The sequence below is a fragment of the Cytobacillus sp. FSL R5-0377 genome (assembly GCF_038004385.1).
Lineage (GTDB): Bacteria > Bacillota > Bacilli > Bacillales > Cytobacillaceae > Cytobacillus.
The window spans coordinates 3,864,203-3,887,203 of record NZ_JBBORA010000001.1 but is presented as its reverse complement, the minus strand read 5'-3'; the positions used below and the strand labels follow the sequence as shown (position 1 = coordinate 3,887,203).

At 40.1% G+C, this 23,001-nt stretch carries 24 protein-coding genes and 1 riboswitch; of the genes, 3 read left to right on the top strand and 21 right to left on the bottom strand.

Annotation, left to right across the window (positions count from 1 at the left end; genetic code table 11):
- Positions 1-76: 76 nt before the first annotated feature.
- From NSQ49_RS19805 to NSQ49_RS19715, 19 genes are all read right to left on the bottom strand, one after another.
- Positions 77-661, bottom strand: coding sequence for an ECF transporter S component (locus NSQ49_RS19805; protein WP_159868610.1), 585 nt, complete (start codon positions 659-661; stop codon positions 77-79).
- 162 nt (positions 662-823) lie between these two features.
- Positions 824-994: riboswitch (FMN riboswitch) on the bottom strand.
- Positions 995-1,121: 127 nt separating this feature from the next.
- Positions 1,122-1,934 carry a histidinol-phosphatase gene (locus NSQ49_RS19800; protein WP_159868607.1) on the bottom strand — a complete coding sequence of 271 codons (813 nt, stop codon included), beginning with the start codon at positions 1,932-1,934 and terminating at the stop codon, positions 1,122-1,124.
- Between the two features lie 67 nt (positions 1,935-2,001).
- A complete protein-coding gene (locus tag NSQ49_RS19795; RefSeq protein WP_251284409.1) occupies positions 2,002-2,901 on the bottom strand; it encodes a LysM peptidoglycan-binding domain-containing protein in 900 nt (299 codons plus the stop codon).
- A gap of 446 nt (positions 2,902-3,347) precedes the next feature.
- The gene (locus NSQ49_RS19790; protein WP_251284410.1) at positions 3,348-4,610 is read right to left on the bottom strand and encodes a GerMN domain-containing protein; all 1,263 of its coding nucleotides are present in this window, start codon (positions 4,608-4,610) and stop codon (positions 3,348-3,350) included.
- On the bottom strand, positions 4,585-5,136 hold the full coding sequence (sigX, locus tag NSQ49_RS19785) for an RNA polymerase sigma factor SigX (RefSeq protein ID WP_159868599.1): 552 nt from the start codon (positions 5,134-5,136) through the stop codon (positions 4,585-4,587). The genes NSQ49_RS19790 and sigX overlap by 26 nt, the downstream gene beginning before the upstream one ends.
- A 239-nt stretch (positions 5,137-5,375) precedes the next feature.
- Positions 5,376-7,175, bottom strand: a complete 1,800-nt coding sequence (locus tag NSQ49_RS19780) for an ATP-binding protein (RefSeq protein WP_251284411.1) — start codon at positions 7,173-7,175, stop codon at positions 5,376-5,378.
- Positions 7,172-7,888: a response regulator transcription factor gene (locus NSQ49_RS19775; protein WP_159868593.1), complete on the bottom strand. Its 717-nt coding sequence runs from the start codon at positions 7,886-7,888 to the stop codon at positions 7,172-7,174. Before NSQ49_RS19775 ends, NSQ49_RS19780 begins: the two co-directional genes overlap by 4 nt.
- A gap of 253 nt (positions 7,889-8,141) precedes the next feature.
- Positions 8,142-9,323, bottom strand: coding sequence for a c-type cytochrome biogenesis protein CcsB (gene ccsB, locus NSQ49_RS19770; protein WP_251284412.1), 1,182 nt, complete (start codon positions 9,321-9,323; stop codon positions 8,142-8,144).
- Positions 9,324-9,335: 12 nt separating this feature from the next.
- Positions 9,336-10,967 carry a cytochrome c biogenesis protein ResB gene (gene resB, locus NSQ49_RS19765; protein WP_251284413.1) on the bottom strand — a complete coding sequence of 544 codons (1,632 nt, stop codon included), beginning with the start codon at positions 10,965-10,967 and terminating at the stop codon, positions 9,336-9,338.
- 19 nt (positions 10,968-10,986) lie between these two features.
- The gene (resA, locus tag NSQ49_RS19760) at positions 10,987-11,511 is read right to left on the bottom strand and encodes a thiol-disulfide oxidoreductase ResA (protein ID WP_159868584.1); all 525 of its coding nucleotides are present in this window, start codon (positions 11,509-11,511) and stop codon (positions 10,987-10,989) included.
- Between the two features lie 189 nt (positions 11,512-11,700).
- Positions 11,701-12,420 carry a 23S rRNA pseudouridine(2605) synthase RluB gene (gene rluB, locus NSQ49_RS19755; RefSeq protein ID WP_251284414.1) on the bottom strand — a complete coding sequence of 240 codons (720 nt, stop codon included), beginning with the start codon at positions 12,418-12,420 and terminating at the stop codon, positions 11,701-11,703.
- A 203-nt stretch (positions 12,421-12,623) separates the two neighbouring features.
- Positions 12,624-13,160, bottom strand: coding sequence for a spore maturation protein (locus NSQ49_RS19750; protein ID WP_159868578.1), 537 nt, complete (start codon positions 13,158-13,160; stop codon positions 12,624-12,626).
- 7 nt (positions 13,161-13,167) lie between these two features.
- Positions 13,168-13,755: a nucleoside recognition domain-containing protein gene (locus NSQ49_RS19745; RefSeq protein WP_035330092.1), complete on the bottom strand. Its 588-nt coding sequence runs from the start codon at positions 13,753-13,755 to the stop codon at positions 13,168-13,170.
- Positions 13,748-14,899, bottom strand: a complete 1,152-nt coding sequence (locus NSQ49_RS19740; protein ID WP_159868575.1) for a serine hydrolase — start codon at positions 14,897-14,899, stop codon at positions 13,748-13,750. The genes NSQ49_RS19745 and NSQ49_RS19740 overlap by 8 nt, the downstream gene beginning before the upstream one ends.
- Positions 14,900-15,121: 222 nt before the next feature.
- On the bottom strand, positions 15,122-16,012 hold the full coding sequence (locus NSQ49_RS19735; RefSeq protein WP_159868572.1) for a superoxide dismutase: 891 nt from the start codon (positions 16,010-16,012) through the stop codon (positions 15,122-15,124).
- 140 nt (positions 16,013-16,152) lie between these two features.
- Positions 16,153-16,641: a YpuI family protein gene (locus tag NSQ49_RS19730; protein ID WP_159868569.1), complete on the bottom strand. Its 489-nt coding sequence runs from the start codon at positions 16,639-16,641 to the stop codon at positions 16,153-16,155.
- Positions 16,642-16,669: 28 nt separating this feature from the next.
- Positions 16,670-17,092 (bottom strand): hypothetical protein, encoded by a 423-nt coding sequence (locus tag NSQ49_RS19725; RefSeq protein ID WP_251284415.1) that lies wholly within the window; start codon positions 17,090-17,092, stop codon positions 16,670-16,672.
- Between the two features lie 106 nt (positions 17,093-17,198).
- The gene (gene scpB / locus NSQ49_RS19720) at positions 17,199-17,786 is read right to left on the bottom strand and encodes an SMC-Scp complex subunit ScpB (protein WP_159868563.1); all 588 of its coding nucleotides are present in this window, start codon (positions 17,784-17,786) and stop codon (positions 17,199-17,201) included.
- A 1-nt stretch (position 17,787) separates the two neighbouring features.
- Positions 17,788-18,549 (bottom strand): segregation/condensation protein A, encoded by a 762-nt coding sequence (locus tag NSQ49_RS19715; RefSeq protein ID WP_251284416.1) that lies wholly within the window; start codon positions 18,547-18,549, stop codon positions 17,788-17,790.
- A gap of 210 nt (positions 18,550-18,759) precedes the next feature.
- Here NSQ49_RS19715 and NSQ49_RS19710 point away from each other — a divergent pair, with 210 nt between their 5' ends.
- Together NSQ49_RS19710 and NSQ49_RS19705 are read left to right on the top strand one after the other, a co-directional pair.
- Entirely contained in the window at positions 18,760-18,858 is a 99-nt protein-coding gene (locus NSQ49_RS19710; RefSeq protein ID WP_159868557.1) for a YjcZ family sporulation protein, read from the top strand.
- A 198-nt stretch (positions 18,859-19,056) separates the two neighbouring features.
- Positions 19,057-19,578, top strand: coding sequence for a DUF309 domain-containing protein (locus NSQ49_RS19705; protein WP_251284417.1), 522 nt, complete (start codon positions 19,057-19,059; stop codon positions 19,576-19,578).
- A gap of 91 nt (positions 19,579-19,669) precedes the next feature.
- Here the strand turns inward: NSQ49_RS19705 and NSQ49_RS19700 are convergent, their stop codons facing one another.
- On the bottom strand, positions 19,670-20,023 hold the full coding sequence (locus tag NSQ49_RS19700; protein WP_159868551.1) for a GNAT family N-acetyltransferase: 354 nt from the start codon (positions 20,021-20,023) through the stop codon (positions 19,670-19,672).
- A gap of 486 nt (positions 20,024-20,509) precedes the next feature.
- Between NSQ49_RS19700 and NSQ49_RS19695 the strand changes: the two genes are divergently transcribed.
- Entirely contained in the window at positions 20,510-21,373 is an 864-nt protein-coding gene (locus NSQ49_RS19695) for a DUF1002 domain-containing protein (RefSeq protein WP_159868548.1), read from the top strand.
- A 123-nt stretch (positions 21,374-21,496) separates the two neighbouring features.
- On the opposite strand, the gene lysA is transcribed toward NSQ49_RS19695, so the two are convergent.
- The gene (gene lysA, locus NSQ49_RS19690) at positions 21,497-22,816 is read right to left on the bottom strand and encodes a diaminopimelate decarboxylase (protein ID WP_159868545.1); all 1,320 of its coding nucleotides are present in this window, start codon (positions 22,814-22,816) and stop codon (positions 21,497-21,499) included.
- Positions 22,817-23,001 lie beyond the last annotated feature (185 nt).

Here is a 23,001-nt window from a genome sequence, read left to right as displayed (position 1 = left end):
GAGTTTTTCTATGATACTTTTTACTCAAATGGAAAAAGCAGCGGAACATTTTCCGCTGCTTTCATTTATATATTCATCATGCTGCGCTATTTATTACAGCCTGTTTTTCTACCCAAGTTCTCATGCGTGTAAAAATAAGCATAAACACCATTGAAATGATAAATCCCTTTAAAATATTAAATGGCAGTATCCCTGTCACAATCATGGTTCTCATTTCAGGCGCTGACATTGCCGGGAAATTCAGAAAGAATGTATATGCTGGCAATATGACAAGATAATTAAGCACACTCATAATGACAGCCATTACCATGGTGCCGATTACAAGCCCAAACGTCATGCCTTTTTTTGTCTTCAGCTTGCTGTATACATAATAAGTAGGCAAGACGAACAAAATGCCTGCTGCAAAGTTTGCAATATGTCCAACAGGTACACCTGTTGCACTCCCTGTCATGAAGTAATCAAGAATATTTTTAATAAGTTCTACTAATATTCCTGCCGCCGGGCCAAAGATCAACGCTGCGATTAATGCAGGAATATCGCTGAAGTCAATCATTAAAAATTGCGGAAACGGCGGGATTGGAAAATTGAGCAGCATTAATACGTAAGAGATGCTGCTTAGCATTCCGATGGCAACCATTGATTTGATATTAAGTTTTTTCAAGTTCCTCTCTCCTTTTTAGGACTATCTCTCCTAAAGAAGAAAGGTTCAGCTAAGCTAATATCTTCGCATTAAATAACCCTCAAGTTAACATAACTTGAGGGAGAATTGCAAAGGCACGCTTAATAACGTTCAAAACCTGCACTTTTTGAACGTCTGCAGAACCTCCATCTTCTCCCATCCAGACTGTACTGTCGGCTTTGGAATCTCACCAAATCCTGCCCAATTTAATGGAAAGTGCTTTTACTAAAAACACTTCTCTCAGGCTCGCGGGCTTAGAGTCAAAACTGACCCATCACCGCCGGTCGGGAATTTCACCCTGCCCCGAAGATAGACCGTATTTGTTTATACAAATTAATTATACTGAAAAAAAGTTATTCTGTGAAGGGATATGTTTACCTGTGTTTGTCTAAACGAATTTTATTGATAATAAAAAAGGCGGCAATTTGCCACCCTTTTTGTATTATCCAAGCGGATATTCCTTTCTTTCCCCTTTTGAAAATGTCATGATGGACTTATAACCCACTTCTTTTGCAAGAGCAATTGCCTGATCAAAATCCGCACCAACATGTTCAGGAAAGTGTGCATCTGATGAAAGTACAATCGGAATATTTTTCTCATAGCATCTCTGCAGGAGCCGCTTGTCCGGGTATAGTTCACCGACTGGCTTTCGCAGGCCGGCTGTGCTGATCTCTACACATGTCTTGGATTCTGCCAGTGCATTTGCTGCACGATCGTACTGCTCCAGTAAAAACTCTTCGTCCTGAGGCACATATTTAAAGATTTTAACTAGGTCTAAATGGCCTATAATATCGAATAGGTTTGATTCGGCCAATGTGACCACTTGATCAAAATACTTCCGATATACATCATACAGATCCCGTTTATCCCATTCTTTTCTGAACTCGGCAAGATCTATGCCGAAATCCCCAACCCAATGGATGGAACCAATCACATAATCAAATGAGTAGCTGTTAATAAATTTCGCCATTTCATCATGCTTACCCGGCGTGTAATCCATTTCAATTGACATTTTAACGTCAATATTATTACTCCATGCTTCTTGAAAAACACTCACATAGTCTTTCATATCATAATAGCGTCTCTCGTTTACCCATGGATTTTGCAGAATGTCTGCTGTCTGATAGAAATGATAGGCATGCTCTGAAATCCCAAAAGATTCAATCCCCTTTTGGGATGCAGCATCTGTAAATTTTTTTAAGTAATCCAGGCTTAACGTGCCATTTTCAAGATGATTGTGATAGTCTGTAAGCATTTCTCTATCTCCCCCGGTTTTTTAACCATTATACTTTAAGGGAGTAAAGCACTTCAATCATTTCTTTCTATTTTTTGTGAATGATTAGAATTTGTCCAATTTTAATAACATCTGATTCTGCATTATTCAACTCTTTAATAGCTTCTGCAGTTGTTTTATGCACTTTCGCTATAGAAGATAAAGTATCTCCTTCTTTAACCGTGTATTTGCCAAGTTTTCCGGGTTTAATTAATAGCTTTTGACCTGTAAAAATTTGATCTGGATTAATATTATTTAAAGCAGCAATATCTCCCGTCTGCAAATTATAGTGAGCAGCAATGGTCCATAATGTTTCGCCGGTTTTAACTATATGGTAGGTTTCCGCGGAATCCTTTGTGATTTGCCCCGAATGAAAATTAGACGGACGTGCTGAAACTTCATGTGCGCTTTCATTTCTTACCGCTGCATTTACAGCTTGTCCAACTTCCCCCATTCCAAATGCCAAAGAGGGATCAACTGCATTTATTTTATCAGCTGTCCATCCCTGCGAATGTACTTCAAAATGAAGATGGACTCCCGAAGAGTCACCTGTGCTTCCCATCATTCCGATTTTTTGTCCGAGCGCAACTTTTTCACCCTCAGCAGATAATCGTTTATCCAGATGGGCATATACTGTCTCAGTTTGGTTGTTATGTTTAATAAATATCACATTACCGTATGTTTGAGAGTAATACGATCTTGACACAATTCCAGCGTCAGCAGCATAAACCGGAGATCCAGAACCTCCAGCAATATCAATGCCTTTATGCTGACCATTCCTTGTCCCATACGTGTCAGTAATTACCCCGTCTGCCGGCCACACCCAATGCTCTGTCAACTCAGAGATCTCTGGCTCAGCAGCTTTAGATTGCTTCCCTCCCAGAAATAGCAGACTCACACAAAGAGCCATTATCCCTGCGATAAAGAAACGCCTTATGTAATCCTTCATTCTTTTCCTCCTATGATGTCAGCTGAAATATCTGTACGAGTGTTTTCCCCGCACCCACTTTCACCCTATGACAGCTTGTACTCTTTTAGAACAATTAACAATAAAGCTCTTAAAAGCACAGTGATTAGTATTCATCCAGCAGCATGGTTTTTATGCATAAAATAGGAATTTTTCTAAGATAGAAAAGCCCTTGCCTTATAATTGATAGTTTTCGCATATTAATGCTGACCGCTTATTCCCTCCCAAGGCTGCTCAGTGAAGTGCGGGGGAAATGGCGTGGCCTCAAAGACGCTGCTGAGAGGTCTCTGCTGCCCCGCTTCAGGCAATATTATGAGTTCCTTGCATAACACTAGAAGAAATGCAACGCATTTTCGAATATATCGTACCCTCCAACAAATCCCCTGCGAAAATAAACAATGGAAAAGACGGCCACATTGGGCCGTCTTTTAATTTGGCAAATCTCGTTTATTAGCTGCTACCGGTACCTTCAATTCCTGAGTCAGATCAAACTTGCCAATTTTATCAACATCAGCATTTTCCAATTTGACTGTCTCAAAATCAAAGTCTTTTGCAGTAAGAAGAATTGCTTCGATGGCATGAAGTGTTGGTTCATTATCGATTATTTCTGATTCATTATTAAAACGAATTATGAGTTTGCCATCCTTAATTTCTTCAATTTCAAAATCAATATTATCCGGTATGGATGCCTGTAAATTATTTTCAGACCTATTTTTTTTCATGGCATTCAGAGCTTCTTTCACCGAATCGAGCTCTTCTTTAAACGGAACCAGAAATGGCGTTGATTCCGCACCATTGGGATATAAGAAATAATATATTAAGTTACCATTGCTGTTTTCCGGGATAAATTCCTCTCTATTTCCAAAATGGCTAAACTCTATGCCGGCTTTCCCTTCCGTTCTGAGGTTAATCTTTTTTATCTCCAAATTCTTCATAATATCGGACAAGACATTCTCTAATAGATATTCTGCAGCAGAAGACTTGCTATATGGATGATCAGCAGGCACATCAACTGTCAGCATCCTATTTCCCTGGTCATAGCTTAAATTTGCTTTTAATGGATAGTAATCATATAAACCCCATGCCTCTTCGGTAAGTTTGCTCATTGTGTCTTCAAACAAGTCAAATTTCGTCCTGTCCGGGTCATCATCTACCAGAACGCTGACAGGTACTATATTTTGAGCCTCCTTATCCGGAATTGCATAGGTCAGTACTTCCTTTCCAGCCAGGTCCTCTTCATAAACGGCAGTAGGGCTTGCTTCGGATGAAAATGACTTCATGCTTTTATCATCGCTTGATTCTTTTTCCGGATCACCGGCAAGCTCCGAATGATCCTCTTGCTGATCTTCTTCCTTTGCAAGAGGTGATGATTCTGTCTCTTCGTCTTTCGCTTCCGTTATCCTGTTATTTTCAGTTGTTATTTGTTTAGATGATTGCGTCTGTTCTGATTGAATTTCGACTTGTTTATCAGCAGATTCCTGCCAATTCATAAGGTTTGGGGCAAGAATGAATAGCAGGAGCAAGGCAGCGGCCCCTGCTGCAGCAGGCAGAATCCATGTTCTTTTCTTTTGTTTGCCCATCTTGATTTCTATAGTTTGATAAATTTCTCTCGGGTCCCGAGTATCTTTAATTTTAGGCATCTGGTTAAGCAATTCCTGAAGCTCCTCATCGCTCCACTTTGATTCCTTCATTATCCATTCCCTCCTTTACCCTAAGATGTTCCATATGATTTTTCAGCACCTTTAACGCCCTGTGCTGAGTTGTCTTCACCTTACTTTCAGTCCAGCCAAGTGATTCAGCTGTTTCTGTTATGGTGAGCTCATGTATATATCTCATTATAATGACAAGCCTCTGGTCAATGGTGCATAAATCCAGACAGCGATAGATCATCTGAATTTCTTCTCGCTGAACAGCAATTTCTTCAGGCAGGGGGAGCTCATCCTTTACCTGCTGAGTTGACCAGTCAAATTTCTCCATGATCTTTTGTTTCCAACCCTTTTGCTTGCGAAAGGAATCAATGGCAACATTCCGCGCAATTGAAAAGAGCCATGTTTTTTCACTGCTTTTCCCTTCAAATCTTTCATATGATTTTAATACTCTTATATAGACTTCCTGGACTAGATCCTCAGCCAGTTCCTTGTTTTTGACCATATAAAAAAGAAATTGAAAAACGTCCTGATGGTATTTTTTATAAAGTTCATCAAAAACGGAGTCCATGAATTCCCCTCCCCGTTCAATATAAATAGTCGTTCTCTCTCTAAAAAAAGTTACAGTTTAACTATATTATTATTTTGCAGAAAAGCGCAAGAGCCTGTTTGGGTGGAGGAAAACTCACCTGCCTTTAAATACGCCCTGCCAATGCTCTTTCATAATAGTTCAAAAAAAGGGGAAGGAAATACCTCGCATCTCCTTCCCCAGCCTATAATTTACTGTTTCCCGTGTATCAAGACTAATCGTCACATTTCCCTGCTTTTTCCGTCATTTCGAGGGATAAAGATTGAAAATGTCGTACCATGTCCTGTTTTGCTTTGAACAGTAATATGACCTTTATGAGCTTCAATAATATTTTTTGCAATCGCAAGTCCAAGGCCAGTTCCGGATCGGCCCCTTGTTCTTGCTTTGTCCGCTTTGTAAAAACGTTCAAATACAAACGGCAGGTCCTCTTCAGGAATCCCAGAGCCAGAATCTTTCACTTCGATATACAGTCCCCGTTCATCACTCCGTTCGATAACTATAACCTCTCCGTTAGGAGGGGTATGCCGGATGGCATTATCAATCAGATTAGTCATAACCTGTTCTATTCTGTCCGGATCAATTTGAATAGTTAAACGTTTGCTTTGCAAATCATGTTCAAGGATAATTTCCTTCTCTTTCGCGAGACCCTGGAATTTCCTCGTAATCCTTTGGAGAAAGGAATTTACATCAGTTTTTTCCATTGTCAGCTGGATATGACCAGCTTCCATTCTGGCAAGATCGAGCAATTCATTCACAAGCCGGCCCATTCTCAGTGATTCATCGTAAATAACACTCGCCATCTCTTTTTTCTCTTCATCTGTTCCGGCAATATCATCTACGATCGCTTCACTATACCCCTGCATCATGGAAATTGGCGTCCTTAATTCATGTGAAACATTTGCTATAAAATCGTTGCGGAGCTTATCAAGCTTACGCTCCTCCGTCATATCCCTAATAACCGCAACTGCTCCCCTAATATATTTATTATTATAAAGAGGACTGACTATTATCACCCATGAACGTCCCTGAATAGAGATTTCACCAATCTGTTCCTTCTCGGTATTAACAGCAAGCTGAAAGAGTTCCATTACTTTGGATGGGACTTCCTCCGTATTATTCTCGATGTCATCCAGCTCATAAAACCAGCTTTGCAAAAACCGCTCTGCCGGAGGATTGGTGATCAGGATTGTTCCATCCCGGTTGAAGGTGATTACCCCATCGGCCATTCCGCTTAAAATGCTTGCCAGCTGCTCTTTTTCCTGGCTTAAAGCATTCATATTAAATTTCAGCTGCCTGCCCATTTGGTTAAAAGCCATGGCTAATTCGCCAACCTCATCATTAGTCAGAATCGGAACTTTTGTATCAAATTTGCCTCTTGCTACCTCAAAGGCAGCTTCTTTCATTTTTCTTAGCGGAGCATTGATTCTTGTCGATAAGAAAAAAGCAAAGATGGTTGTTAAAATGATGGCAACTCCCGCTGCAAGCAAAATGAACTTTGTCGTTGAGCGCAATGTTTCATGCATTACCTCGATGGACTGATAAATAAAAACAGCTCCATTGCTGCCCTCTCCTTTAAGCGGAACTCCAATGATAAGAATTTTGCTGTCGTCATCTGCTGGTACGTCTGCATACTCTGGATTTACAGATGTTACTTTTTTTACTGTCTTATTTTCCGTAAGAACTTCTTTTAAATCAGCTTCCTCGGTGAGATAGGAAATGGGCAGCTTTAATGAATCTGTATGGTTTGGAGAATAGTAGTACTCTTCCTGTGAATTAATAATGACTACTTTTGTAACATCATCCACAAGCTCCCAGGAAATCTCCAAACCGACTTCACGATTATGTTCATTTAAAATTCTGGTTATTTTATGGGCAATATTCGATAATCCTTTTTCTGTTTCATTTATATGGTAATTTTCAAAAAACTCCAGCAGCATGACTGTTAAAATCAGCAGAACAAAAGAAACTAATAAAAGAATTGTTCCCCAGAGCTTGCCGGCAACACTCCTAAAGAGCATCATTCATTAACAACCTCGAACTTGTAGCCCACTCCCCAGACGGTCACAATCATTCTGGCTGCCTGCTCTGAAACTTTATTTAGTTTTTCACGCAAGCGCTTTACATGAGTATCAACAGTTCTCAAATCTCCAAAAAATTCATAATGCCAAACTTCTTTAAGGAGTTGCTCTCTGTCAAATACCTTATCCGGTGCCTTTGCAAGGAAATATAGAAGTTCATATTCCTTCGGCGTCAAACTGACTTCTTTTCCATCGGCCAATACTTTGTGAGCATCATTATCGATCGTTAAATGAGGAAATACAATAACATCTTTTGCGGTTGTTTCTGTCTGAAGGTAAGTAGTTTTCGAAGATCTGCGCAATAATGCCTTCACGCGCAGCACAACTTCCCTTGGGCTGAATGGCTTCACGATATAATCATCAGTGCCGACTTCAAAACCCTGCACGCGGTTAACTTCTTCCCCTTTAGCTGTAAGCATGATCACAGGGGTAGCTTTTTTCTCTCTCAGTTCTCTGCAGACTTCAATTCCGTCTTTCCCGGGCATCATTAAATCCAACAGAATTACATCGTAATCATTTGCCAATGCTTTAGACAAAGCCTGGTTTCCATTCTCGGCTTCATCAATAGAATAATTTTCACGCTCAAGGTACATTTTCAATAAACGGCGGATTCTTTCTTCATCATCCACTAGCAGTATTTTCACTCGGTTTTCCATGTTCAAGTCCCCCTAACGTTCAATAAAAATCTTTAATTAAAGCCTTCACTATTGTGAAGTGAAGGCTTGTATAATTAATATCAGAATGATTATCTTTGAATTTCGAGTATTGTCCGGCTTCAGCGCCTAACCCATCTAGGAGCAAGCATACTCAGTTATGCTCTTGGGAGCCCGGGACATATGCCGTTTCCACAGGACGCAGTGTTCTTAGGCTGCGGTTCCAATGTGCGCAAGGCAGCTTCCGCTTTTCCAATTATGATCCCGCGTAGGAGTGCAATCCGGCAATGACCAGGTTTACCGCAACCAGATTAAACATGATAATGATAAATCCGATTACAGCAAGCCATGCAGATTTTTCGCCATGCCAGCCCTTTGAAAGGCGAAGGTGCAGGTAGGCAGCATAAAATAGGAAGGTAATGAGCGCCCATACTTCCTTTGGATCCCATCCCCAAAAACGGGTCCAGGCGATCTGTGCCCATATCATGGCAAAAATCAAAGCTCCAAGTGTAAAGACAGGAAATCCGATTAGTACTGAACGGTATGCGATCTCGTCAACCAGATCAAGATTAATATTTTTGGCAAGAGGCTGAAGTGCAGCTCCAACCCTTTTGCGGAGAATCAATCTTAAAATAAGATATAGAATGACACCTGATGCAAGAGACCATATAACGGTATTTAATTTTTTTGCATTAATAATTGCAGGCATTTCCGCAAGCGGTTCAAATTTACCTTCTGTAATCAGCTGTCCCTCGTGAGGACCTGTTAAGGCAGGCATATGATATTCCAGGACATCCTCCTGGCCATTTTTATCAATCCAGTTAAATTCCGCCTTGTAGCCTGCTGCTGAGAAGCTTGTGCTTATAATAATAAATCCAAGTGTACAAACCAGGCCAAACATAACGGCTTCCAGCCAGAATCTCTGTTTGCTTTGCTTAGTTTGATCTACTGACTTTACTAAATAAATTAATCCGGCAGCGAAGCTTACAGCCAAAATAGCCTGCCCAACCGCAGCAGTTGTAACGTGAATATGAAGCCAATCACTCTGCAGTGCGGGGATCAGCGGTGAAACTTCCCGCGGAAACATACTTGCATAAGCAATCATCAGTACCGCAACGGGAAGCGTAAAAACTCCTAAAATAGGTGTATTATAAATTAAGTAAATCACTATAAAAGCACCAACAAGCGACATCCCAAAGAATGTTGTAAATTCGAAAAGGTTGCTTACAGGCGCATGTCCGGCTGCAATCCACCTGGTAATAAAGTAGCCGAGCTGCGCAGCAAACCCGATAATCGAGATCCATAACCCAATTGCCGCCCATCTGTTTGGCCCTTTTCTCGTTCTATTCTTATCCTTTATGGAGCCAGCAAAAAAAACAGTAGCAATTAAATAGAGGATAAATGCTGTGTATAATAAATTGCTGCTTAATGTAACCACTCAGATTCCTCCTTAGCCTTTCTTTTCACTTTGATTTTGAAGCTGGTCTTCCGGCATCTTAATTCCTGTTCCATCCAATGCTGCTTCAATTTCCCTTTTAAGTCCATGCCAATTTTTGTTCGTGTGTCCTGCTACCCATACTTCTCCATTAACCCGGCGCAGCCAAATTCTCCGATGATTCCAATAAGACCCTTGTGCAACACCAATCATGAAAATAACGCCGCCCAAGGCGATAATCCATAATGTTAAATCTTTGCGGACGGTCAGAGCCGATACATTTTTAGTATCTATGCCTTTAAAGGCCATCTTGTATTCATTATCGCCAAAAGGTTCAATAGTTTGTCTGATCGCAACAAAACTTATTTCGCCATCCGGCTTATCCGGAGTAAACATTTTAAAAACAAAGGCAGGATTGTTTGGTATTCGGGATTTAGTAACCGGTTCTCCATTATCATCAAATTCAAAATCAGGAAAATAGCTGACAACTTCCGCTTTATAGCCTTTCTCCAAATCATAAACATCCTTAGGATCGTTCAGATCAATAGTTATATCCCCAAATTCTTCACCCGTTTTTTTATTTGTAAGGGCAAAGGACATCTTATTAAGCTCATTCAGTTTATAATCGACTTGATATAATGCGAAGTTTTCAAACTTAAGAGGGTTATTTACCTTGATCTCATAGTCCTTGACTTTCTCGAGATCTGCCTCTTCCCCGGCCACAGCATCTCCCTGTTTTTTATAAAGAGTCACATTAGACTGATAATTTTTTGCTACCATTCCTGCATTATCAATCGCTTCTTCAAATACTTCGTTATCTTTTTCTTTATCATACATCTCAAGAATGAAGCTATCATTTTTAAGGTAGTATTCACCATTGGTTTCAGGAATGACCTTTGTCTCGCCTTCCCGTATCCAAAGAATTTTGTCAACGTACATGCCCGGTACAAAACGCAGCATTCCGCCGATTAAAAATATGATAAGCCCTACATGATTAACGTATGGGCCCCATCTGGAAAAACGGCCCTTCTCGGCAAGGATGTTTCCATTTTCTTCTCTGATGATGTATTTCTTTGATTTTAATCTTTCTTTTGCAGCAGCAAATGCCTGATCAGTGTCTTCTGCATTTGAAACCCCAAAAACGCGCTGACGCTTAAGGTAGCTTTCATGGCGGCTAACCTTCTGCTTTTTTAAAGCTCTATACAAAGGGACAACCCTATCCAGACTGCAGATCACAAGTGAAATACCGATTGAGGCAATCAAAATCAAATACCACCAGGAGCTATAAAGGTTATGAAATCCTAAATCATAGTATAATTTACCTATCCATCCATATTGATCTTCGTAATATTCTTCAGCAGGCATGATCGGCGGAATATACATTTCCTGAGGCAGTATTGTCCCAAGCGCTGATGCAATCAGAGTAATAACGATCAGCCAGACTCCAACCTTTACAGATGAGAAGAAATTCCATACCTTATCAATTATTGTTTTATTATAAGTTTGCGAACGGCGTGCGCTTCCCTCATATCGCATATCCAGAAGTTTCTTATCTTTTTCCGCTTCTTCCAATACCTTGCCGCATGACTCACATAGTATTGTACCTATGGGGTTTACATGGCCGCATTCGCATTTTACTTCTTTCATATATAAAACTCCCCGTACCCTATGGTTTAATCTGTTCCATATAGTTCTTGATCATTTCTTCCGTCATTTCTCCTGTAATATACTTGACAACCTTTCCTTCTTTATCAATGAGGAAAGTGGCAGGAAGAGGATTAATCCCGTAAGCTGATTGAACCTGGGAATTCTTATCAATCACAATAGGAAATGATAAATCGTAACGCTCAGAAAATTTATTTACAGCTAAATCTGTTTCTCCCACATTAACAGCCAGTACCTGAACACCTTCATCTTTGAATTGTTTATACTGATTGTTCATATATGGCATCTCTTTTTCACAGGGTTTACACCATGTACCCCAGAAGTTAAGGAATACACCCTGGCCTTCATAATCTGATAATCTGTGTTTATTTCCATCCATATCTGTCAGAACAAAATCAGGTGCACTTTCTCCAACGGCAACCTTTTGTACTTTATCTTTCGTAAAATTTGCGTATAGCGTATATGCCACGGCAGCACCAAGGACAAGCAATATGACTGTTCTCATTACCAGACGCTGCTTTTTCATAAAAAACTCCTCCTAAGGCATCTTATTCAGGCTAAAAGACCTTACCTTCAACAAGATAATATGTAACATATGGAATAAAATCCTGCCTCATAGCTGTTTACTATTATAGCATTTTTCAACATACCTATATTGTTTACAACATAGCGTAACTGTGACACTTCTATGAATTTTTCTTAAAGCTGACTAGTTCTATTTCATCGCAAGTGTCCGGAGCTGCTTAACTTCATGGGCTGTAAGTTCTCTGGCATCCCCCGCTGATAAACCCTGCAGAGTAAGGAATCCGTATCTCTCCCTCTTCAGTTTCAGAACAGGATGGCCAATGGCTTCAAACATCCTTCTTACCTGGCGGTTGCGTCCTTCATGAATGCTGATCTCCACAATAGCTGTCTGTTTTTTCTTATCCATTGATAACAGCTTGGTTTTGGCAGGTGCTGTTTTTCCATCTTCAAGCATAATACCTCTTTGAAGGCTTTTCATTTTTTCTTTTGACGGGATGCCTTTCAACTTGGCAACATAGACTTTTTCGATTTCATTGCTGGGGTGCATTAGAAAATTTGCAAACTCTCCGTCATTAGTAAGAATGAGAATACCTGATGTATCGTAATCCAGTCTGCCAACAGGGTATATTCTTTGTTTGATTCCCTCAAAGAAATCTGTGACGACTTTTCTGCCCTTGTCATCGGAAACAGCTGAAATTACGCCTCTTGGTTTATAAAGAAGAAAATAAACAGGCTCTTCTCTTTCCAGCGGTATTCCATCCACTTCAATACGATCGGAAGGAGAGACCTTTACACCCAGTTCCTTTACTGTTTTTCCGTTAACTTTAACACGGCCTTCAGCCATTAGCTCTTCAGCTTTTCTACGCGAAGCTACCCCCGCATGGGCAATAACTTTCTGCAATCTTTCCATTTATGTCACCTCAAAGTTTTAATAACATGACTTCATACTTTTTCACTCCTAATGAATTATGACATAATTCGTCAAGTTTTCAAAGCAAACCATTGTTAAAACAGCTTAGACCGGAAATAAACTGTAATTACTGAAAGTTGGAATTTGAAAGTAAAATAAAAAAGACACCTCTGCTCAGGCATCTTTTCACTGGATATATCTGGTTACATACTGCCAAAAACAAGTGTTACAATTATAATGGATGCTATGATGCCTGCCAAATCGGCCAGCAGCCCGACTTTAAGAGCATCTCCCATTTTTTTGATTCCTACTGCACCAAAATAGACCGTCAGCACATAAAATGTTGTATCTGTACTGCCCTGCAGCACTGAGGCCAGCCTGCCTATGAAGGAGTCGGGACCATGGACAGCAATTAAATCACTGGTCATTCCCAGTGCTGCAGTCCCGGAAATCGGACGAATGATAGCCAGGGGTACAATATCAGGAGGAACTCCAATTGCTTCCAATCCCGGTCTGATCAGATTCATAAAATACTCCAGGGCACCGGAAGCCCTGAAGACCGATATGGCTACAAGCATCCCGACAAGAAAAGGAATAATGGATACCGCAATTTTTATACCTTCTTTTCCGCCTTCGGTGAAGCTTTCATAGGTAGGAACTTTTTTAAATGTTCCATATATTAATATAAAGCCTATTAAAATAGGAATTAACCAAAGGGATACAGCTGACACAATCTCCATCCTTACCTCATCCTTTTCGCGTTCTTCGGTAATAGAAATAACGGTCAATCATTATTGCGGCCAATGTAGAGCAGAATGTAGCCACTAAAGTAGGACCAACGATATCGGTGGGCGAGGCAGAATTATAATTCATCCGTATGGCAATCACGGTTGTAGGAATTAATGTCAGACTTGAAGTGTTGATGGCCAAAAAGGTTATCATAGAACGGCTCGCTTCATTTTTTCCCCCATTTAGCCTTTTCAGCTCTTCCATAGCTTTTATGCCGAGAGGGGTAGCTGCGTTCCCCAGACCAAACATATTGGCCATCATATTCGATAGCATATATCCCATTGCCGGATGATCACCAGGCACTTCCGGAAAAAGCTTTTTCACTATTGGCCTGAATAAGGAAGCAAGCTTATTCAGCAGTCCGGCGTCCTCAGCAATTTTCATCATTCCAAGCCAAAAAACAAGAATGCTAATAAGACCGATGCATAACGTGACCGCTTCTTTTGCGCCATTGAAAATAGCTTCATTTACTTCGTTTATAGTGCCGTTTATCATAGCAAAAACTAACCCTATAGCGGTAAGCATCACCCAAATGATATTAACCATTTGTCTTCACTCCTGCAATTGAGGTAAAAAGCCCCTTAAAGTAGTCTAATAGTGACTTATCTTCTTTTACCTCATCATGCTTATAGTAGATTGGGAGCTTTTTTATTGGCTGATCTTCAAAATATACAGTTGCCTGACCGACCACTTCCGGTATTGTCCTTCCGTCTTCCCATTCTGTTTCAGGCTTTAGCAGTTTGATATCAATGTTAAAGTGGTTCTTCTCTTCTTTAGTTACGGGATATTTGTATGAATGCTTTATATAAACCCTGTCTTTATAAAATTCATCATCAATATCGGACATAATTCCCTCAGGCATGACTTCCACAATATCATAGGTTCTAAAAGCAGTTTCATACATATTAATATGGTCATGCCAGTCATCCGGCCCGTTTAACGTTACGGCAATCAGATTTAGGCCGCCTTTCGATGCTGTTGTAACAAGAGTTCTCTTCGCCCTTTTGGTATATCCTGTCTTTCCCCCTGTGCAATACTCATATAATTCTGTCAGAAGCCTATTTTTGTTTTTCCAGACCCTGTCCCAGCTTTCGTTCGGATTTGGCGCCCTGTGCACCTTTGTTCCAGCAATCTTTTGGTACGTCTCATTATTCATAGCATACCTGGTCAGCAGCGCCATATCATATGCAGTAGAATAATGGTCTTCATGATCATCCAGACCATGGGGATTTGCAAAATGGGTGTTCTTCATGCCGATTTCTTCAGCTTTCTTATTCATTAAAAATTCAAATCCTTCAAGGCTTCCGCCGACATGCTCTGCGATTGCGACTGCAGAGTCATTGCCTGAGCGGAGCATAAGCCCGTAAACCAGATCTTCAAGTTTAATTTTTTCTCCTGCCTGTAGATATATCGATGACCCTTCTGCTCTGACAGCACGATCACTTACTTTAACCATATCTTCCATTTTTCCTGATTCTATGGCCAGAATTGCCGTCATAATTTTTGTAATGCTCGCTATTCTCCTCACTTCATTTGCTTCTTTCTGGTAAAGGATACGCCCAGAATCCTGTTCCATTAATATTGCGCTCCGGGCGCTTACTGAAACTGAAGCTTCTGTTTTCTGAGGAAGATTCATCATCATCAACGCGGCGGCCAAAGCTATGGCCATTAGCCTGCTAAACATTTTCATTGCACAAAACCCCGTCTCCTTTATGGATGTCAGAATGAGCGAAATACATGATCTCCCCATTAGAGAGGAGCCGCATGTTTTTCATTTATTTGTACAAGTTTATGCAGGACAAGTAGTGATATGACAATATGTTTGACTTGATTGCGGTTCTGAAATGGCTAGTGCATTAAAAATGAGGGGAATACTCTTTGTATCCCCCTCTTACTTATTTTCGGCTTCAATTTAGAATGGCTTCCATTTTAATTCGGATGCTTTTAAATACCTGTCTTCTACATTCTTCCAGTTGATAATATTCCACCAATTTTTAATATAATCACCGCGGTTATTTTTATATTGCAGATAATAAGCATGCTCCCAAACATCCAAAACAAGCAAGGGGATTGTATCCCACTGAGTTAAAAGCATATGTCTTTCCGATTGGAGGATTTCGAGCCTGCGCGCCCTCGGCGACCAAACCAGGATTGCCCATCCCACTCCTTCTACCTGCTTGGCTGCCTCAGTAAAGTGGTTTTTGAATTTCTCAAAGCTCCCAAAATATTTGTTCATTTCCTTCAGCAGAGCGCCCGCAGGTCTTCCACCACCTTTAGGGCTCATATTATTCCAGAAAATTGTATGCAAGTAATGGCCAGAGCCATGAAAGGCCAGCTCGCGTGACCAGTGTTTCACGAGGCTGTAATCATTATTATTCCTGGCATTTTGCAGCATTACCTCTGCTTTGTTCAAGCCATCTACATATGATTGATGATGCTTATCATGATGCAGCCTCATAATTTCCCCAGAGATATGCGGTTCAAGAGCGCTATAATCATAAGGGAGCGGAGGTAAACTATGCTTTCCCGCAGAAATGTACGGTTCATTCATATAGATATTTCCAAGCTGTTGTCTATTGGAAAAATAATTCTCCATATCGGAATGGAGAGAGTCCACTTGTTCCTGCAGCTTTTCCAAAGCTTCAATATCCAAGGGGTCTTTTATTCCATCCATAATTTCAGTAAAATGATCCAGCCTCTGCCACAGTTCGTTATTTTGATCAACCTCCTCCGAGTCTAAAAAATCTCTTAGCTCTTTGTTCCATTTTGTTACGTCCTTAATATACTCTTCCATTTTACTCATAACCCTCACTCGCTTCCTTTATTAGCTCACTTTCTATTTGTATGAGTAAAAGTTTGTACGTTTTCCAGGGAAAAAGGTAATCTGCATAAAACGTGCCAACAAAAAAAGAACAGCTTTGTGCTGTTCTTCAAATTCCAGTCTTATTTTGATTGAATCATTTTTGTCCGGTAATCGGTTTCGTAATATTCAAGTTCCTCACGAATCCTTTGGAACTCTGCTTCGAGCTGCCTGAACATTGTTTTCAAGCTGTCTGGAACTTCTTCATGAAACTGGATTGAGTTTTTACCTGTATATGCTGAACGACTATTCTCAAACCAGGCATCATTTTTCGGAGAGAAAAACTCTTCAATGCATTGATGGTAAATTCGGTATAGCGTCTTTTCTGCCGCTCCTTTTTGGAAAGGGTCGCTTTTTAATATGATTGTGCTGGCATCAAGTCCTTCTTCACAATATACGAGCAGTTTTCTTACATGTGAAAGGATGCTTTTATAATAATTCGCATTCCCTTCCTTTTCTTCTTCAAGATCTTTAATTGTTGTATTATTTAAGAAATCTTCAAATACGGCAACGCTATTACCGAGGAAATTTTTCACATCTTCCATTTGTGATTTAACGATAGAATTCCCCATCCATTACACCCCCATAATTATACAATGGCTATTGTTGCGGTTGAACAATAAAATCTAAAGGTGATTGCAGGTCGTAGGATTTATTATTTCCCAGCGCTTCAAAAATGGATGGAAGCTTGGAAAAGTCCAGATCCTGAAAATAGGATGCAAAATCAGCCTTTGAATTTAGATAAATTCGTTTGCGATGTCTAAAACCCGGGTTCTTCAATAAACATGATAGAGCAACAAGATCCTTGAACTGGACTTCTCTGGAACCAGCCTGAAAAACTGGATCCTTTTCATAAGGTGTGAACTCATTCATGGATTCATCAAAGAATCTAACGTATAAAACATGAAACGTTTTCTCCTGCCCATCTTCTTCGAACACAACCTCACTTCTATTAAAAAAATCTTCCGAGGTGTTCGGCTTTTCTTTTTCAAGCTCATATCCCCTGCAATGTTTAATCAGCAAGCAAAACCCTCCTGTTTCCCGATGGTTTTAAGATAATATGTATTAAAAGGAAAGGGAAAAATTTAAATCTATTTTACCACACTTCCTATCTAATGTGTCAGAAAAGTCAAGAATCGAGCTCCTGGAACTTTTCAAAGAATAAATCCGCCTCTTCCTGGAATGAATCCTCTTCTTCACTAATCTTATCCGGGAGGGGCGGCAGCTCATCAATACTTTTAAGACCAAAATAATCAAGAAATTCTTTAGTCGTTCCATAAAGATAGGCACGCCCTGTTCCATCTGCCCGTCCAACCTCTTTAATCAGGGCTTTTGCGGACAATGTATGAAGAGGTCTCTCTGTCTTGACTCCCCTAATTTCCTCAATTTCTGTCCTTGTAATGGGCTGTCTGTAAGCGATAATAGCCAGTGTCTCAAGTGCTGCCTGAGAAAGGGAGGCGGAAGAAGGAGATTCCACCAGCTTTTTCAAGTACGGAGAAAACTCTTTTTTCGTAACCAGCTGAAACGTCCCCGCCAATTCAACAGCCATAATTCCGCGGCTGCTATTATTGTAATCTTCCATAAGACTGTCCATGATCTCACGGGCCTGATTTTCATCCACCTCGAGAACATGGGCAATTTGCTTAAGGGATAAGCCTTCATCACCCGCTGCAAACAGGAGGCTTTCAGCTATCCCCTTCCAATTAATGATTTCCAAACTATTTTCCTCCTTCCATGGAAGCTACATAAATATCCGAGAAATTTTTGTCCTGCTCGACCTGAATTTCTTTTCGCTTAATTAACTCCAGTACCGCCAGGAAAGTTACTACTATATGCTCTCTGTCGGCTATCGGAAAAAGTTCGGTGAATCTTTTCCTGCCTTTTATATCCCTTAATTGTTCTACAATTTCAGACATCCGCTTTTCGATGGGAATCTCCTGGCGGGCAACTTTTGCAGACAGGGGCCTTTGCAGTTTCTTTCTTCTTAATAACTTTTGCAAAGCGCCAAGCATATCATAAAGGCTTACATTCAAATCAGCTTTTTCCTGCTGTGATTCATTTACATATTCAGAAAGGTCTGCAGGCGGCTTTGTATACATTAAGCTTCTATCCTGTTCCCGTTCCTTTAGCTCTTCTGCAGCTTCCTTATATTTACGGTATTCAATCAGCCGTTCTACAAGTTCATCCCTGGGGTCTTCTTCCATTTCCATTCCAAGTTCAACTTCAAGCTCTTCCTCCTCATGCTTTGGCAGCAGCATTTTGCTTTTAATAGCCAGAAGCGTAGCGGCCATTACAAGATATTCACTTGCTACGTCAAGCTGAAGCTCCTTCATCGTATGTATATAAATGAGGTATTGCTCGGTGATTTCTGAAACAGGAATGTCATAGATATCAATTTCCAGTCTGTTAATAAGATGAAGCAGAAGATCCAGCGGCCCCTCGAAAGCATCTATTTTAACGTTATAATGATCATATTGCATAAAATACCCACCAAATTTTCCTAAAATAAATTCCCTTACATGCCAAAAGGCTATATCTAGTATAGATTATTCATGGTTGTTATCCAATAGAAAAATAACCCTGATGTCCGCAATGTTCCTGCTCCAAACCAGAATTTTTGTGATGTGCCCAATCAATCAGGCAATTGCCTACATAGGATGTATGGAAATAAGATACAGGAGGTTTTTTATATGTCTAAGACTGGATTTGGAGATTGCGGAACCGGGTTTGCTTTAATTGTCGTTTTGTTCATTCTTTTAATTATAGTCGGAGCTTCCTGGTGCTTCTAAATCGCTGTGAATATTACAGCAAATTCCTCACATTGACCAATCGGCAAGGCTGCCCTATTAGAAACCCAAAAGAGCCGATTTATAGTTATTCAGTTTTATTAGCTGTAAAAGCCCGGTCAAAAGCCGGGCTTTTATTTTTCTTCTGATAATTGATTGTGCTGTGTTAATATAAAGTTAGAATTGTCAAGGAGTGAAAGTATGTACCCCGATAAGTATATCGAGTTCCTGGTCCATTTTCATGGTGACCGTGATTATTTTGAATGTCACGAAATACTGGAAGAGTATTGGAAGAAAATAGATCCAAACAATAAAAAGTCTGCATGGGTCGGCTTAATTCTTATGGCCGTTTCTTTTTATCATCATCGCAGAGAGAATATGAATGGTGCAGAACGGACTCTCCGCAAAGGAATCTGCATTCTGGAGGACCGGGCAGGAGAAATAAAGGCATTGGGCCTGGATACAGATCAATTGATTGAAGCGCTTAAAGACAGGCTCGTGCTGATTCAAAAAGGCGGAAAATACTTCAGCATTAACTTGCCAATCATTGATCCCTTACTAAAGGAAAAATGCATCGAGGTATGCGCTGCCAAGGGACTTTTCTGGTGTTCCGACAGCTTTGCTCCAGATGAAGATATTGTACACCGCCATAAAAGAAGAGATAGGACAATAGTTATTAATGAAAGACTAGATGCCCTGAATCACAAAAAAAGGCAGGAATAATGATTATTCGCTGCCTTTTTCCTTGTAGCAAGTATATTCCTGAAATGCCGATCGCATTCAAGCGGACCATAGGCCAGCCCTAGTTCTACGCTTACTGTTTATTAACATCACATTTGCATAGAAAAGCTTCGGTTTCATCAGTTGCAGTTAAAGTTTTTCCAGGATATAGTTCATCCAATGCTTTTATCATTGCTTTGCCAATGCCTTGATGCCGGTGTGACGGATTAACAGAGATATGCTGAATCTCCATCGTCTGATCACTGGATATAACACCGACCAGCCCAATTATATCTTCGCCATCCTTCCACAAAAACAGCTGCCGATTTTCTTCCGATTCATATTGTTTCATCGTCTGCTGCAGCCTTTTCAAATCTTTCTCATTAGGCATGAAAGATAAAAGACCCATTGCAATTTTTTCAAATGATTTTTTATATCGAATTAGCATATTAATCCCTCATTATTTGAATAAAAACATCATAAACTATTTTTCCCATAATTTAAACTTTGTAAACTTTACATAACAGTATATGTATTCATGCTGAATGTTGCTATTTTCGAATAAAACAGTCAGATTCAATGCTTAATGCGTTCATCGCAGCAAAGCTTTAAACTATAAAGAACCAGTAAACCAATCCCCATCCAATACTTAAAACAAGCAATATAATAAAAAGAAGCCAATTGCTTTTTTTCATATCTCTTTACTGCCCCCATTTATGTATAAATCCTATGACTTACAAACTATCATTCATTTTACACTATTCTTTATCACAATTCCATTCTGCTTGCTGAAATAGGCATTTTGAGCTAAGGTTTCTGTTAAAGGGGAAATGAAACTTTTTCTCAGAAATAATCGTCTATTTACAGGAAGCCATTAAGTGAGCAGCAAATTGGCATACATGGCTTCCCAATTATTGCTCCGGGAGGTAACCGCATGAAATGGAATAAAATTCTACTTTTAATGTTGCTATTATTTATTTTGCCGATGCAGGCATTTGCTGATATGGCGGAAGGTGATGTAATTGTCACTTTAGGAGAGAACCTATCAGAAGAACAAAAAAATATGCTTCTAGCAGAAATGAAAGCTCCAAAAGATGCGACAATCATTACTGTTTCAAATGAGGAAGAACATCAATATCTTGGAAATTATATCTCTAAAGCTCTAATAGGGACGAGAGCAATATCTTCTTCAGCAGTCACAGTAGCCAAACAAGGCTCCGGCCTTGAAGTCGAGACTAAGAATATTAACTGGGTCACTGACGAAATGTATATTAATGCTTTGATTACTGCAGGTGTAAAAGATGCAAAAATTTATATTACAGCACCTGCAAATGTTTCTGGAACAGCTGCTTTAACAGGCATTATTAAGGCATATGAAATTTCAGCCGAAAAAACAATCCCTGAAGATGTAAAACAGGCTGCCAATGAAGAAATGGTTGAAACAGCCAAGCTCGGCGAGTCGGTTGGAAACGAGAATGCGGCTGCATTAATTGCCAAAATTAAAGAGGAAATTGCCAAAAATTCGCCTGAAACCGATGCCGAACTCAGAACCATTATCGAAAATGCAGCGAAGGATCTCGGCATCACTCTTACCGAACAGGAGACTTTAAGCTTAATAGATTTATTCAACAAGCTTAAAGAGCTTGATATTGATTGGAATCAGGTCGGCGAGCAGCTTAACCAGGCAAAAGACAAAATATCCAAGTACCTCGAAAGTGAGGAAGGCCAGGGGTTTTTAGAAAGCTTAAAGCGTTTTTTTGTAAGTGTAATTGACGCTGTAAAAGCCTTCTTTTCTTAAAAAATGGCTCTTTTCTTAAAGATTTTTGTTTTGGTTTATGAATTCTTACCGTTGATTTAACTATGTTTGTGGATAAGCAACAAACTTTACTAAATAAAAAACTAAGCTGCCCCGGCGGGCAGCTTAGTTTTTTATTTTTTCATTTATCGGCAGATCTAATCTTAAAATGTCCTCGTATGTTTCTCTTTTAACAACCAGCTTAGCCTCTCCATTTTCAATAAACACTACAGGCGGCCTTGGAATACGGTTATAGTTGTTTGCCATTGAATAACCGTATGCGCCGGTACAGAAAACAGCCAAGAGGTCTTGATCCCCCGCCTTAGGAAGCGGCAAATCCCAAATGAGCATATCACCTGATTCACAGCATTTTCCGGCAATTGATACTGTCTCTTCCGGCTTTTCCAATACCCGGTTTGCAAGTACCGCTTCATACTTAGCCTGATAAAGGGCCGGCCTGATATTATCACTCATGCCGCCATCCACAGCAAGATAATTTCTTACATTTGGAACCTCTTTGCGTGACCCTGTCTGATATAAAGTAGTTCCGGCATCTCCTACAAGCGAACGTCCCGGCTCAATCCAAATTTCCGGCATCTTCATGGAAAAATGTTTAGCCTGTTTTTTAACTTCACCGATAATTTCCTCAACATATTGAGATGCATGAATCGGATCATCATCTTCTGTATAGCGGATTCCAAAACCTCCGCCTAAGTTAAGCACTGCAGGTTCATATGCATGTTTCTCTTTCCATTCTGCCATCTTCTCAAAGATTTTCTTGGCTGCCAAAATGAAGCCAGTTGTATCAAAAATCTGAGACCCGATATGACAGTGCAGTCCTAGCGTTTCGATCCAGCTTGAGTTCAGAGCTATTTGCAAAGCCTTCTCAGCCTGGCCATTCTGCAGGTCAAATCCAAACTTTGAATCTTCCTGTCCGGTTAAGATATAATCATGGGTATGTGCTTCAATTCCAGGGGTGACTCTCAGCAAGATTTTCGTTTTGACTGAAAGAGATTCACAAATCTCCTCTAATAAATCCAGCTCATAAAAGTTATCGACAACAATACAGCCAACATGATTCTTAAGAGCCATTTCCAATTCTTCTCTGCTTTTATTGTTCCCGTGAAAATGAATTCTTTCAGACGGAAAATCAGCAGCCAATGCTGTGTATAACTCACCGCCTGAAACCACATCCAATGAAAGACCTTCTTCATCTACAAGCTGAACCATTGCCACTGTAGAAAAAGCTTTGCTTGCATATGCCACTTGTGCTTTTATTCCAAGATTATCGAAAGTCTGCTTAAAGCCTCTTGCTCTCTCTCTTATTAATGCCACATCATATACATATAATGGTGTTCCAAATTGACTGGCGAGTTCGACTGTATCCATACCGCCAATTTCAAGATGACCTTTCCCATTTACCTTCATGGTGCCGTGAAAAAACATGGTTCCCCCTCTTCCTTTTCCTCAGGATAACTTCTGCCAGGTCGTGTATTTACCCCCGAGACTGATCAATTTATGAAAGAAATAGACAGCACCGCAAGAGACTGTCTATTCTGTTTCCTTTAATCCTTTATTTAATTAAAAAAACTGTACCATATTTCGTGTATCTTAGCAATCGGCATTACGCG

Excerpts from the sequence above, each read along its gene's own strand:
- NSQ49_RS19800 (WP_159868607.1), bottom strand. The coding sequence starts at position 1,934 with ATGCTTACAGACTATCACAATCATCTTGAAAATGGCACGTTAAGCCTG.
- lysA (WP_159868545.1), bottom strand. The coding sequence starts at position 22,816 with ATGTTTTTTCACGGCACCATGAAGGTAAATGGGAAAGGTCATCTTGAA.
- NSQ49_RS19730 (WP_159868569.1), bottom strand. The coding sequence starts at position 16,641 with ATGGGGAATTCTATCGTTAAATCACAAATGGAAGATGTGAAAAATTTC.
- NSQ49_RS19705 (WP_251284417.1), top strand. The coding sequence starts at position 19,057 with ATGTACCCCGATAAGTATATCGAGTTCCTGGTCCATTTTCATGGTGAC.
- NSQ49_RS19735 (WP_159868572.1), bottom strand. The coding sequence starts at position 16,012 with ATGAGTAAAATGGAAGAGTATATTAAGGACGTAACAAAATGGAACAAA.
- resA (WP_159868584.1), bottom strand. The coding sequence starts at position 11,511 with ATGAAAAAGCAGCGTCTGGTAATGAGAACAGTCATATTGCTTGTCCTT.
- NSQ49_RS19740 (WP_159868575.1), bottom strand. The coding sequence starts at position 14,899 with ATGAAAATGTTTAGCAGGCTAATGGCCATAGCTTTGGCCGCCGCGTTG.
- NSQ49_RS19790 (WP_251284410.1), bottom strand. The coding sequence starts at position 4,610 with ATGAAGGAATCAAAGTGGAGCGATGAGGAGCTTCAGGAATTGCTTAAC.
- resB (WP_251284413.1), bottom strand. The coding sequence starts at position 10,967 with ATGAAAGAAGTAAAATGCGAATGCGGCCATGTAAACCCCATAGGTACA.
- sigX (WP_159868599.1), bottom strand. The coding sequence starts at position 5,136 with ATGGACTCCGTTTTTGATGAACTTTATAAAAAATACCATCAGGACGTT.
- NSQ49_RS19695 (WP_159868548.1), top strand. The coding sequence starts at position 20,510 with ATGAAATGGAATAAAATTCTACTTTTAATGTTGCTATTATTTATTTTG.
- NSQ49_RS19700 (WP_159868551.1), bottom strand. The coding sequence starts at position 20,023 with ATGCTAATTCGATATAAAAAATCATTTGAAAAAATTGCAATGGGTCTT.
- NSQ49_RS19795 (WP_251284409.1), bottom strand. The coding sequence starts at position 2,901 with ATGAAGGATTACATAAGGCGTTTCTTTATCGCAGGGATAATGGCTCTT.
- NSQ49_RS19780 (WP_251284411.1), bottom strand. The coding sequence starts at position 7,175 with ATGATGCTCTTTAGGAGTGTTGCCGGCAAGCTCTGGGGAACAATTCTT.
- NSQ49_RS19745 (WP_035330092.1), bottom strand. The coding sequence starts at position 13,755 with ATGGTTAATATCATTTGGGTGATGCTTACCGCTATAGGGTTAGTTTTT.
- NSQ49_RS19710 (WP_159868557.1), top strand. The coding sequence starts at position 18,760 with ATGTCTAAGACTGGATTTGGAGATTGCGGAACCGGGTTTGCTTTAATT.
- NSQ49_RS19715 (WP_251284416.1), bottom strand. The coding sequence starts at position 18,549 with ATGCAATATGATCATTATAACGTTAAAATAGATGCTTTCGAGGGGCCG.
- NSQ49_RS19750 (WP_159868578.1), bottom strand. The coding sequence starts at position 13,160 with ATGGAGATTGTGTCAGCTGTATCCCTTTGGTTAATTCCTATTTTAATA.
- NSQ49_RS19775 (WP_159868593.1), bottom strand. The coding sequence starts at position 7,888 with ATGGAAAACCGAGTGAAAATACTGCTAGTGGATGATGAAGAAAGAATC.
- rluB (WP_251284414.1), bottom strand. The coding sequence starts at position 12,420 with ATGGAAAGATTGCAGAAAGTTATTGCCCATGCGGGGGTAGCTTCGCGT.